10 protein-coding genes are annotated in these 13,303 nt (G+C 34.0%); 1 reads left to right on the top strand and 9 read right to left on the bottom strand.

Annotated elements, in window-relative coordinates; all coding sequences use genetic code 11:
• Nucleotides 1-25 precede the first annotated feature (25 nt).
• From ITJ86_RS06080 to ITJ86_RS06040, 9 genes are all read right to left on the bottom strand, one after another.
• Nucleotides 26-1,432, bottom strand: a complete 1,407-nt coding sequence (locus ITJ86_RS06080; RefSeq protein ID WP_195870726.1) for a tetratricopeptide repeat protein — start codon at nucleotides 1,430-1,432, stop codon at nucleotides 26-28.
• Nucleotides 1,433-1,593: 161 nt separating this feature from the next.
• Nucleotides 1,594-2,769, bottom strand: a complete 1,176-nt coding sequence (locus tag ITJ86_RS06075; protein WP_195870725.1) for an aspartate aminotransferase family protein — start codon at nucleotides 2,767-2,769, stop codon at nucleotides 1,594-1,596.
• Entirely contained in the window at nucleotides 2,770-4,587 is a 1,818-nt protein-coding gene (locus ITJ86_RS06070) for an OstA-like protein (RefSeq protein ID WP_195870724.1), read from the bottom strand.
• A 191-nt stretch (nucleotides 4,588-4,778) separates the two neighbouring features.
• Nucleotides 4,779-6,059 carry an adenylosuccinate synthase gene (locus ITJ86_RS06065; RefSeq protein ID WP_195870723.1) on the bottom strand — a complete coding sequence of 427 codons (1,281 nt, stop codon included), beginning with the start codon at nucleotides 6,057-6,059 and terminating at the stop codon, nucleotides 4,779-4,781.
• Nucleotides 6,060-6,071: 12 nt separating this feature from the next.
• Nucleotides 6,072-6,524 carry a Fur family transcriptional regulator gene (locus ITJ86_RS06060; protein WP_195870722.1) on the bottom strand — a complete coding sequence of 151 codons (453 nt, stop codon included), beginning with the start codon at nucleotides 6,522-6,524 and terminating at the stop codon, nucleotides 6,072-6,074.
• Nucleotides 6,525-6,626: 102 nt separating this feature from the next.
• Nucleotides 6,627-8,834, bottom strand: a complete 2,208-nt coding sequence (locus ITJ86_RS06055; protein WP_195870721.1) for a RelA/SpoT family protein — start codon at nucleotides 8,832-8,834, stop codon at nucleotides 6,627-6,629.
• A gap of 147 nt (nucleotides 8,835-8,981) precedes the next feature.
• The gene (locus ITJ86_RS06050) at nucleotides 8,982-9,701 is read right to left on the bottom strand and encodes a 3-ketoacyl-ACP reductase (RefSeq protein ID WP_195870720.1); all 720 of its coding nucleotides are present in this window, start codon (nucleotides 9,699-9,701) and stop codon (nucleotides 8,982-8,984) included.
• Nucleotides 9,702-9,768: 67 nt separating this feature from the next.
• Entirely contained in the window at nucleotides 9,769-11,001 is a 1,233-nt protein-coding gene (locus ITJ86_RS06045) for a M48 family metallopeptidase (RefSeq protein WP_195870767.1), read from the bottom strand.
• 207 nt (nucleotides 11,002-11,208) lie between these two features.
• Nucleotides 11,209-12,006, bottom strand: coding sequence for a TrmH family RNA methyltransferase (locus tag ITJ86_RS06040; RefSeq protein WP_195870719.1), 798 nt, complete (start codon nucleotides 12,004-12,006; stop codon nucleotides 11,209-11,211).
• 283 nt (nucleotides 12,007-12,289) lie between these two features.
• Between ITJ86_RS06040 and ITJ86_RS06035 the strand changes: the two genes are divergently transcribed.
• Nucleotides 12,290-13,285, top strand: a complete 996-nt coding sequence (locus ITJ86_RS06035; RefSeq protein ID WP_195870718.1) for a hypothetical protein — start codon at nucleotides 12,290-12,292, stop codon at nucleotides 13,283-13,285.
• The last annotated feature ends 18 nt before the right edge of the window (nucleotides 13,286-13,303 follow it).

The raw sequence follows: 13,303 nt of genomic DNA, 5'->3' as shown, positions 1-13,303 counted from the left end.
ATGAAATGCTAAGGTATGGATTTTTTTAGTTTGACGCCTTTTTACCTTCTGAAATTATAGCTTTAATCATGGGTCTATCTGTAAGTTGAGGAAACAACTCTGAAATAATAAAGTTATAGTCAATATTAAGTTGCGTTGCATTTTTTAGGTGAAAACGTCCTTCTTCAGTTTGGTGAACTAAAAAATACAAACCTGCTAGTCGGTACTCTATTTCTGCATTTTCAGGATAAAATTCTGAAGCTTGAATTAAATTAAAAATAGCACCTTCATATTCGCCTAAAGTCGTTAACACATCAGACCTGTTTAGCCATGTGTCTAACTCGTAATTACCTAATTCTAAAGTGCGTTTGTAACCACGTTCTGCTTCTTCAAGGAAATTTAGGCGTTTGTTTATGGTCGCATAAACCTTCCAGTAATTAACATTTTCACCATCAATTATCACAGCTTTGTTTATGTAGTACAACGCTTTTTGATAGTTTAAGCGCTTCATATAAAACTTAGTAATTGCAATCCAACCTTTGTCTAAAATAGGATCTTCATCTATTGTTTTTTTGAAAAACTGAATGGCTAAATCATCGTGACCAAGTTTAGCGTAGCACTTACCAATTCGTAATAGAGCAAAAGATGTTGGATCTTCTAATGCCAATGTAATTTTGTAGTTTTCAATAGCTTCCTCGTATTTTTTTAGTTTCTCGAGGACCTTACCTTTTTCAATATATGCGCCAACAAAAGTATCATCTGAAATTATGGCAAAATCTAATGCAGAATTGGCTTTAGCGTATTCGTTAATTGTTAAGTATTGTCGTCCTAATTGATGCCATGCAACTTCGCAATACGGATTCGTATTTAAGTACCAATTTAAATACTCTATAGCTTCAGAATTCTGATTTAAGAAATCATAACAATACACAATATTATGTAATGCCGAATAATCTGAAGTATCACTTTCTAAGCACTTTTTAAAATAGATAATTGCATTTTCAAATTGATCTAAAAATAAATATTCCATTCCAACTAACGCATGTAAATCTGCGTCATCATGTGGTGTGCTAGACATTTCAATAGCAACAAGTAAGGTGTCTATGGCTTGCTGATGTTTATCTTGTTTAGACAAAACATTGGCTTTTTGAATAAAAATTTCTTCGTTGGTAGGCTCAAGGTTGTGAAGTCTATCTAATAAATCATCTGCTTCTTCAAATTTATTTTCAATCACTAATATTTCAACTTGAAATAATCTTAAATTAATAGAAGAAGGGTGTTGTTCTAATCCTAACTTAATGGCACGTTTAGATAATGCAATCTTGCCATTTTCAAGATAGTGGTGAATGATATTTTCAAACTCGTTAGAGTCAAAGAACAATATATTATTGGTCTTTAACATGGACTCAAATCGAGTGAGAGGAAAGTTTTCGTCGTCTTGACTGTACTGCATAAATTGATTAATAATTCGCTGAAATAAAAATACAGCTATCCTGTGCGTTACATAGATTTTTAAACTAATGTTCTTAACAAATTAATTAACATTTAAATGTTTGTTTATGTAAATGCGCTTAAGTTATTTGTATTTAGTGGTTTGGAGCTGTGTAAGTGAAATTAAATCTTATCTAGTATGGAAGTTATTAAATGACATCCTTCTATTATTTCTTCGTTAGAAATGGTTAAAGGAGGGGTAATTCGGATGGCTTTAGGTTCAAAAAGTAGCCAAAATAAGATTAATCCTTGGTCTTGTGCCTGCAAAATAACTTTACTTGTTAGTGCTTCATTTTCTGTAATTGCGGCTAACATTAATCCACGACCTCTAATTTCTTTGATGTGCTTATGTTGAAGGTGTTTTCGTATTAATTGCTCCTTTTCTAAGGTTTTAGGTATAAGTTGAGATTCTGTAATTTCTTTTAAATTTGCTAAAGCTGCAGCAGCAACTACAGGATTACCACCAAAAGTTGTGATATGACCAAGTTTAGGATTGTCACTTAAACAATCCATCATTTGTTTAGAAGCCGTAAAAGCACCAATAGGTAAACCACCTCCTAAACCTTTGCCTGTAACAACAATATTGGGTTGGCAGTTATAGTTTTCAAATCCGAATAATTTTCCGGTTCTACCAATTCCTGGTTGAATTTCATCTAATATAAAAACAGCACCTACAGCATTACAACGTTGTTGTACTTTATTTAAATAGTTATCTGTAGGTTCAATAAATCCTGCTCCTCCTTGAATGGTTTCGAGGATAACTGCAGCAGTTTTATCTGTGATTTTTTCTAAGTCTGATATAGCATTAAACTCAATATGCTTAATGTCTGGAATTAATGGCAAAAAGGGTTGCTTTCGTTCTTCGTAATCCATAAGACTTAATGAGCCTAATGTATTACCGTGATAAGCGTTTTTTGCAGCAATAATTTCTGAACGACCTGTAAAACGTCTTGCTAACTTTAAACTTCCTTCAATAGCTTCGGTTCCTGAATTTACGAGATAGGTAGATTCTAAAGGTGCAGGTAAATGTTTAGCTAATAACTTTGTTAATTCTAATGCTGGCTTTTGGATGTACTCTCCATACACCATAACATGAAGATATTTGTCTAATTGTTCCTTTACTGCTGTTACAACTTTAGGGTGCGAATGACCTAAACCACAAGCCGAAACTCCAGCAACAAAATCGAGATAAGATTTCCCCTTGGTGTCATAAATATAGGAACCTTTGGCATGACTTATTTCCATCGCTAAAGGATGTGGTGTGGTCTGTGCTTGATATTTTAGAAACTCGGATTTCAATTACTGCCCTTCTTTTTTGATAATTTGGTTTAAAGGTTTTGTCTTAGTAGAGTCGGCCTTTTTTATTGTTGATTTTAATGGTTTTACTTCTGTCTTTTTAGGAAGGTTACGAGCCGCTTTATTCTCTTTTTCTGGAGTGTCTTTACCAGCTTCCTCTATGCGTTCGGTAACGTTGTCGTCAATGAATGCTTCAGGCGGAACATAATCGTCTAAACCTTTAATTACAGGTAAATCTAACGGAGGATCGTCTTTAAATAAATCATCTACCGAAAGTAGTTGTTCGTCACCTCGCCAATCGAAACCTCTTAACTTCCTCGCATTTTTTGGGAATTCAGATTCAGGGAAAATATTGCCATCAATTTGATTGATAAAACGAACCTCATCAATGGCTTTATCAATAATTTGAACATTAATACTTCCTGATTTCGATTTTTGAATACCTATTAATTCACCATCATCATTTCTTAAATAGCGAATGGTTTCAGCGTTTTTAATGATATCAACATTATAGAGTTCGTTATTTTCAAATAACCCTATTAATCGAAGGCCTTTTATTTGGTTATAACCATCTTCGCTAATGGTGTCTCGGTTTATTAAAAAGGCATTTTCAAACACTTTTAAAGAATCTAGTTGTTCGGTTTTTGGATTTGAAATTAAATGAATAGTATCTCCTGTCATTTGATTACCAATATTCCAAAGTACTGGTTTTCGTTTGATAGCAAAGGCATCACCAGAACTAAATTTACTTAAATTAATGAGTTGTGTAAGCCCTTCTTTGTGATTGACATGAATGGAATCTGCTTTTCCGGCCATATCACTTTTGTACAATTTGGCATTGTAAAATGCTCGTGTAATGCGGTTTTCGGGTTTGCCAGTAACCATTAAAGTATCTGCATGTATATAAACAGAATCTCTTTCTTGGACCGTTATCGCTAAGGCACGTTTGGTAATGTACATGGAGTCTTTTGCACGCCAAACTTCGGCATAGTGGCCTTTTACGATGCTCTTATTAAGCGTATCTGTTACTGTAATATTGTTGGTGGCAGAAGCGAAACGTTTGGTTCTATCAAAGTAAAGGCTGTCTCCTTCAATAGTTCTATTATCATAATCGATTTTTGCGTTCCGTTGAAAATGACCTATATTATTATTAGTATCGTAAAAACCACGTTCACTATAAATTTTACTCGTTTCACCAACAATGGTCGATGGTCCAAAAAGATAAGCAAATCCGTTTTCTGTAAAGAAATCAAGACGTTCGGTATTTAAGGTGTAATCTGGATTAACAAGAACAACATCTTGAATAAACTGATACTTACTGGCATTCATATAATAACGCCCTATTTGACTTGTAATTGTTCCAGAGGTGTCTCTTTCAACGGTGCCCTTTGTGTTATAGTAGGCTTGTTGTTTTATTCTGTCAAAATAAAGTGTATCGGTTTTAAGTACAGATTGTGGTTCTGTTAAAACGACATCTCCTCTCGCAATAGCTAATTGAGATTTTCCACTGTATTCTAGGTACTTAGCAACCATATTAATAGAGTCGCCTTGCTTCATTTCTACGTTACTAAAGGCTTCTATGAAGTCTTGATCTTCATAATAAATAGCCTTATCACAAAAAAGATCTGCTCCTTTGTGAATAAAATGGACTTGTTTAGACTTGTCTCTAAGAAATATTAATGCACCGTCTTTAATATCTGGCGACGATGACGTACTACCTGAATATTTTACAGTAATTTTCTGCTGCTCTTGTCCAAAACTAAAAAAAGCAGATAGCAAGCAAATGAAAAGTAAGAGATATTTAAATCGTTTCAAAGACATATATTTTTTACAAAATAACACTTATTAGATTTGCTTTAGTACGTGTTAACGTTTTTTTTAACAGAAATATATAGCTTACCAAGCTTAATCGTATATAAAAATATTGGTTTTTCTGTGAAATAGTTTAAAGTTAAGACACTAGATCTTTACCATAAATTTCACAAAAAAACCAATATTTTATTTAAGTCTAATTATATTTTCTTGCGAACAATAGTCTGCTTACGATCTGGACCTACTGATACAATTGTAATTGGGATATTCAATTCTTTTTCTAGGAATTCAACATAAGCATTGAGATTTTCTGGCAATTGCGACGCTTCAGTCATACCTGTTAAATCTGCTTCCCAACCTTTTACTTCGGTATAAATAGGAGTGATATTTTCTTCTTCAATATTATAAGGTAAATGCGTAATAGTTTCACCGTTATAGTTGTAAGCTGTACATACTTTAAGGGTCTTAAAGCCAGAAAGTACATCGCCTTTCATCATAATTAATTCGGTAACACCATTAACTTGGCAAGCATAACGCAAAGCGACTAAATCTAACCAACCACATCGTCTTGCACGACCGGTAGTTGCTCCAAATTCGTTTCCTACTTTGGCCATGGTTTCCCCGTCCTTATCAAATAATTCTGTTGGAAAAGGACCTGAACCAACACGAGTAGTGTAGGCTTTAAAAATACCGTAAACTTTTCCAATTTGGTTTGGTGCAACACCTAAACCTGTACAGGCTCCTGCAGCTGTAGTGTTAGATGATGTTACAAATGGATAGGTACCAAAATCAATATCTAATAAAGACCCTTGCGCACCTTCTGCTAAAATGGATTTTCCAGATTGTTGCGCTTGGTGAACATATTCTTCAGAATCAATAAATTTTAAACCTTTTAAGGTTTCAATGGCTTCAAAGAAATCGGCTTCTAATTCTTTTAAATCGTATTGAATATCAACATTGTAAAATTCAATCATCGCTTCATGCTTGTCTGCTAAAGCTCTGTATTTGTCTTTCCAATCTGATAATTCAATATCACCAACTCTAATTCCGTTTCTACCGGTTTTGTCCATATAAGTTGGGCCAATACCTTTAAGCGTAGATCCTATTTTTGCTTTTCCTTTTGAAGCTTCACTAGCAGCATCTAATAAGCGATGCGTAGGTAAAATAATATGTGCTTTTCGCGAAATACAAAGGGATTTTTTATAATCCACATTTTGCTCTGCTAATTTATCGAGTTCTTTTTTAAAAATAACAGGATCAATTACAACACCATTACCAACGAGGTTCACTTTGTTTTCATGAAAAATACCTGATGGAATCGTATGCAAAACATGTTTTTTGCCGTTAAATACCAAGGTGTGACCTGCATTTGGGCCTCCTTGAAAACGTGCAATAATATCGTAGTTAGAGGTAAATACATCGACAATTTTTCCTTTGCCTTCGTCTCCCCATTGTAATCCAAGTAGTAAATCTACTGCCATTTTAAATTTGAGTTAGTCGTCTTTTTTACGGTTACCGTAAAAATATAGTGAATGATTAGTTATCTGAATGTCAAAAACCTCTTCTATGGTTTTTTTGATGGATTGAATGCGTGGATCACAAAATTCTATCACTTCTCCTGTATCTGTAAGAATCACATGATCGTGATTTTTATCGAAATATGATTTTTCGTAATGTGCCTGGCTTTTCCCAAATTGATGTTTGCGTACCAAGGCGCACTCTAAGAGTAGTTCTATAGTGTTGTAAAGCGTCGCTCTACTTACACGATAGTTTTTGTTTTTCATTTTGATATATAAAGATTCTATATCAAAGTGCTCCTTACTATCGTAAATTTCTTGAAGTATAGCATAGCGCTCAGGTGTTTTTCTATGACCTTTATCTTCAAGGAATTGTGTAAAAACACGTTTTACAATTTCCTGATTACTTTCTTCTGTGGTTGCATTCATAATTAAAGCGCAAATTTACACAAATTTTATAGGATATGAATTATAAAGTTGGCGATTAAAACTGAAAGAAATGAACAAGTTTTAAATAATAGTTGATAACCTTTATACACGCGTTACTTTGTCAATTCCATTAATTTGTTTAAGCTTATCAATAAGCTTTTTAAGCATCGCTTGATTTTTTACTTGAACTGTTATTTTACCCGTAAATATACCATCATCACTTGAAAAACTAATGCTTTTCATGTTCACATGCATGTTTCCTGAAATGAGTTTGGTGATATCGTTGACAAGCCCCAAATTATCGATACCAGATAGAATAATCTGCGAGGTATACACTTGTTGAGACGAATCTATCCACTTGGCTTGCATAATTCTGTAGGCGTAGTTAGACTGTAAACTCACAGCATTAGGACAGTTTGTTTTGTGAACCTTAAGTCCATCGTTTATAGTTAAAAATCCAAATACCTTATCTCCAGGAATTGGGTTGCAGCAATTTGCCAATGTGTAACTGAGTTTTTCTTCTTCTTTACCAAAAACGAGCATATCATATTTAGAAGTGATTTCCTCTTTATGAATGTCTTTTGGGACGTTTGGTTTGTATATTTTGTTTTTAAAATAACTTACAAACGCATTACTACGCGAGGAGGCAAAGGCTTTTAATTTGGTGTTATCAATGGTGCCAATACCTACACGATAAAATAAATCTAATGACGTACTCAGTTTAAAATAACTGACTAATTCATTAACTGAATTTTCGTTTAGAGTTATTTTAAGTTGCTTTAATTTTCGTCTTAAGATTTCCTTACCTTCTTGGGCAATTAACTTTGTATCTTCATTTAATGCCGATTTTATTTTGCTTCGCGCTCTAGCTGTGGTCGCATAATCTAGCCAGTTAGCATTTGGTTTAGCATTATCGGATGTCATAATTTCAACTCGATCTCCACTTTTAAGCTCGTGACTTAAAGGCATAAGTTTGCCGTTAACTTTAGCACCACGCGTTCTCATACCAACTTCGGTATGAATGCTAAATGCAAAATCTAAAGGAGTTGCTCCTTTAGGAAGCGATTTTAAATCTCCTTTAGGCGAAAACACAAAAATTTCTTTGGAGTATAAATTGAGTTTAAATTGCTCTACAAAATCAACGGCATCAGCTTCATGATTTTCTAAAGCTTCTTGCAAACGATTAATCCACAAATCTAAATTGTCTTCTTTTGTATCTGCGTTTTTGTATTTGTAGTGTGCCGCATAGCCTTTTTCTGCAATTTCATTCATGCGTTCACTTCTAATCTGAACTTCTACCCAACGGCTTTTTGGACCTACAACGGTAATATGAAGCGCTTCATAACCTGTAGATTTAGGAGATGAAATCCAATCTCTAAGACGTATTGGGTTAGGAGTAAAGTGGTCTGTGACGATTGAATATATCTTCCATGCTAAAAATTTCTCGTTAGCTAAATCTGATTTGTAAATAATTCGAACCGCAAATTTATCATAGACTTCATCAAAGGAAACTCCTTGTTTGACCATTTTTCTACGAATACTGAAAATAGATTTTGGACGTCCTTTAATTTCGTAGTTTAATCCCTCTGTATTTAGTGAGTCTTCAATCACTTTAGAGAATGCTTTTATATAAGCATCTTGATCTTCTTTACTATCTTTTATTTTTTCAAGAATATCGTTGTAAACCTCAGGTTCTGTATATTTTAAGCCTAAATCTTCGAGTTCAGTTTTAATATTATAGAGCCCAATTCTATGGGCTAACGGAGCATAAATGTATAAGGTTTCCGAAGCTATTTTAACCTGCTTGTCTGACCGCATAGAATCCATAGTTTGCATATTGTGCAAACGGTCAGCGATTTTTATAATAATTACTCTTACATCATCATTTAATGTAAGGAGCATTTTTCTAAAATTTTCGGCTTGTAAAGACACATCCATGTCTTTTTTTAGCGATGATATTTTGGTGAGGCCATCAACTATTCTGGCAACTGTTTCTCCAAATAATTGTTCAATATCATCAATGGTATAATCCGGATTGTCCTCAACGACATCGTGAAGTAAAGCTGCAGCAATAGATGTAGCATCCATTCCTATTTCTTGAGCCACGATTCTTGCCACTGCGATAGGGTGAAAAATATAAGCTTCACCAGATTTGCGTCGTTGATCTTTGTGCGCATCAACAGCCACTTCAAACGCATGACGAATTAATTTCTTGTCTTTTGCACTTAAAGTCTGGTAGCTTACTTTTAGTAATTCTTTGTAAGCTTTGGCAATGGCTTTATTCTCTTTTTCTATAGCTTCATCAGTCATAGAACTAAAATAGTAAAACCATTGCTAATGAGCAATATTTTTTTCACGTGAAATATTAGAAATACTTATTCTTGATTATTGAAAAAAATATGGTGTTGCTTTGGTGAATGCTATTTTTTAACTTTTAAGGTTAAAAAGCGTCGTAACTTATGGATTAGTTGACCATAAAGATGCATTTGCCATCATTGCTCTTCGCGGTAGTTTTAAACCCGACACAATTAACTCAGCAAAATCCTCTGGTTGCAATACATGATCTTCAGAATCTTTTTTAGCAATACCTAATTCAATAGACATGTCTGAAGCAATTGTGCTTGGCGTCAATGTACAGACTCTTATGTTATTTTTTCGAACCTCTTTCATTAAAGATTGTGACATGCCAATAACCGCAAATTTTGAAGCAGAATAAGCTGATGTTGTAGCATTACCATTTAATCCGGCAGTAGAAGAGACGTTAATAATATCCCCTTCATTTTTTTCAATTAAATGAGGAAGAACTTCTTTTGTCACATAATACATACCCATAACATTGGTTTGTATAATTTGGTTCCACTGGTTAACTGGCATATCATTTAATGAGCCAAATGCTGCAATTCCTGCATTGTTTACTAAGATATCTATAGCGCCTAAGTTGTCAATTAATGATTTAATGCCTTTTTGTACAGCTTCATAGTTGCTAACATCAAAAACAGCATATATGGCATTTACACCAAATGCTTTTAATTCTGAAACAGTATCTTTTAATACGGCTTCATTTCTTCCTGTAATGGCAACGTCGATACCTTCTTTTGCAAATGCAATAGCTGTGGCTTTTCCTAGACCTCTGCTCCCTCCTGTAATTATGGCTTTTTTATTCTTTAATTCTGTCATGTTTTAGATTTTCTTTGCATCAAAGTTAGAAATAAATGTGGTTCTATGATGTTATAAAATTGTGAATTTACTTCTTTAAGTTCCTTACGCGCTCTAATAGTGTAGGATGCGAATAATGCATAAATACATAGGCTTTATGTGGTGTTAAATTACTTAAGCTATTTTTAGATAATTTCTTTAAGGATGTAATTAGTGGTTCTGCTTTGTACGTGTTTTTAGCATAGTCGTCGGCTTGGTATTCAAAAACACGCGAAACATAATTCATGATTAAACCAGTAATTTCAGAAATAGGTGAATAGAGTAAGCCAAAAGCAATTAAACCCACATGGAAACTTTGTTTTTCAACTCCTATAGCATTTGATAATAATGGATTTGAAATAAAAATGGATAAAACAAATAGCGTTAATCCAGTTAGTAGGATAGAGGTGACTAAATTAAAAATAATGTGCTTCTTTTTATAATGACCAACTTCGTGCGCTAAAACGGCAACGATTTCTTCGTCGTCTAAATCATTGACCAAAGTGTCATAAAGTGTTACTCGTTTTTCGTTGCCAAAGCCAGAGAAATACGCATTGGCTTTAGTGCTTCGTTTTGAACCATCGATGATAAATATTTTTTCGAGATTAAAACCTACGGATGCTGCATATGCGGAAATTTTGTTTCGTAAATCGCCATCTTCTAAAGGTGTTTGTTTATTGAATAATGGAACAATAAGTTTGGAGTAAAACATATTCATAAAGACCGTAAATACAGTTACAATACCCCAAGCATATAGCCAAAACTGATCGCCTGTAATTTGGTAGAACCAAACAATTAGAGCTATAAGACCTCCACCTATGACTGCCATCATAAGTAAACCTTTAAACTTATCTAAAACAAAGGTCTTTTTTGTAGTTTTATTAAATCCAAATTTTTCTTCAATTACAAAGGTTTTATAATAAGCAAAAGGTGTGGTGATAATATCACTGGCAATCATAATAATTCCGAAGAAAATTAGGGCGATGATAATGGGATTGTCAGAATAACTTCTGGCGATGTTATCAACGTTCTCAAAACCGTCTAAGAGCAAAAATCCTAGCGTTAAAATGAATGAAAAAAGGGACGTCCAAATTCCAAATTTATAATTAACGGTTTTATAGGCTTGCGATTTTTCGTATTCCGTTTTGTCGTAAACATCATTGAGTTCTTCCGGGATTGGGTCGTTGTAATGTTTGGCATTTATGGCATCGAGCACTTTGTCTTTTACAAAGTTGATGATGATAATAGCTATGATGATGTAGAATAGGGTTTGTGCCGTCATAAAAAATAAAAATTCCAATATTTAAAATCCCAAATGCCAAGTTCTAATCAGTAGCATTCTGGAATTTGTGTTTTAGTGTTATAACTATTTTGTCACATCGCGTGAAATTTCCTTTTTGAAATTTTGTATCGAGAAGCTTAAAATATACAATGGTTCTCGATACAATCATCGCGTTTCTCGAAAATCACGCGAACTGACGAAACTTAGTTATTTAAAATTGCGTTGTCGTTTGGCTTCAAAAATAAGGATTCCTGCAGCAACCGACACATTCATAGAGTCTATTTCACCCTGCATGGGAATACTAATGTTTTTGGTAGCAGCTGTTCTCCATGCTTCTGTTAAACCTGTGGCTTCGGTACCGACGACTATCGCTGTTGGTAAGGTGTAATCTTGACTGTGATACGGTTCTGATTCTTGTAATATAGCCGCATAAATATTGAAATTGTATTTTTTTAAATATGCAATGGCTTCTTCGGAACTGGCCATAGCAATTTCGGTAGTAAACACACAACCCACACTAGAACGAATAACATTTGGGTTGTATAAATCTGATTTTGGATTTGCAATAATAACCGCATCTACATTTGCAGCATCAGCGGTACGCAACAAGGCGCCAATATTACCTGGTTTTTCAGGAGCTTCGGCCACTAAAATTAAAGGGTTTTTAGAGGTGAGTTTTAAATCTTCAAGGGTATGCGTTTTGGAGTTTACCACAGCAATGACGCCTTCGGTGGTATCTCTATGGGCTAATTTCTGAAAGACCTCTTTAGAAATTTCAATAGTCTCAATACCGTGTTGCTCCATGGCTTTGGCTTCACTTTCTGAAAACAAATCTGTGAAAAACAGAAGAGACTCAATAGTGTAACCCCCTTTAATAGCTAAAGATAATTCACGTTTCCCTTCAATTAAAAATTGATTAGATTTTTTGCGAGCTCTAGACTTTTCTTTAAGAATTATGAGTTGCTTTATAAATGGATTTTGAATGCTAGAGATAAATTTACGCATAGTTATCGGGTTTAATCTAAATTTGAGAGATGCAAATTTAACTTTTTAAGAATGAATATTGGAGTTTAATTGTGGTAGTCTTGTTGGTGTTAGTAACCAGGCCTTACAGTGCTGCGATGGGCCATACATGATTAGGTGCACATCACTGTAGTTTCAATATAAAAATATATAATTGGAGCATGTTTCTACAGCTGGTTTTAATTATTTTTTGATTTTTTTTATGAATTAGGGTAACAATTTTATTGTTGAGTTGATATCATACTATAAACCAAACATAAAAATCATGAAAACTAAAACATTTAAAATTTTGAAAAGAAACAGCTTTATTCTCATATTAGCACTCATTTTTAATAGCTGTTCAGATGATAGTGGTAATACGCCTCAACCTTGCTTAGATTATAATTTCTATGGCTTACAAATTGGTGGTAATTGGAGCAGTCCTACTGGACAAATCGACTTTATAAAAAATACCACAGCCAATCTGGCTAACCCTGGAATTCAAGTATTGTCGAGTGCATTAACTAGTGATAATTTGTATAGTAATCGTCCCGCATTTGATCGTACTAACGAAACGCTCTATTTTATTGATGAATTTAACGGAGGTCAAAAAATGTATGTGGCTACTCCGAGTGTTATTGATGAAATTAATATAAGTCCAAGTGCAAGTTACGGAGCACCTGTCTATGTAGGTAATCAGTTATACGCTTTAGAATTTGATGCCTCAGGCATATACTTATGTACAATATCTGCGACGGGAACAGCTGTAAGACAGGGAGCTTCTATTGGTCCGAATGAATTTTATAATGATACCGTAGGTAATAAAGCTTATGGCGTTGCGAGTTTATCAGGAAGTTTACTGTTTTTAGTAGATCACCAACTCTATAATGTATCCACCTCTGGAGCGGTATTAAGTTCTATTTTTGCGAATACATCCGCTGGATATGCCATGTATAGTGATATTGAAATAGATCCAGAAACAGGAGGCTTGTTTTTACCAAAATCTGAAAATGGACAACGTTCTATAGTACATTGGGATTTTACAAGTGGGTCTGTTGTAGAAAGTACCATTGTATCAAATATAGATTTTAATCCCGAGTCTGTAAATTTAGCGTATAATAACTGTGGTGATCGATTACTAGTATTAAGTAATGGGACATATATCAATAACGCGCAAGAAAATTCAACCGTTTGGGAACTTGAAATTCCAAACAGTCCAAATTCAGGTTCAATTCTTAATTCGTATTCATTTTCAGATATGCTATTAGGGCTTGTGTATTAGATTGTTTTAAACTTTAAA

The sequence above is a fragment of the Winogradskyella marina genome (assembly GCF_015645385.1).
GTDB lineage: Bacteria > Bacteroidota > Bacteroidia > Flavobacteriales > Flavobacteriaceae > Winogradskyella > Winogradskyella marina.
Note: the sequence above shows the minus strand (reverse complement) of the source record. Positions and strands in the feature narration are given on the sequence as shown.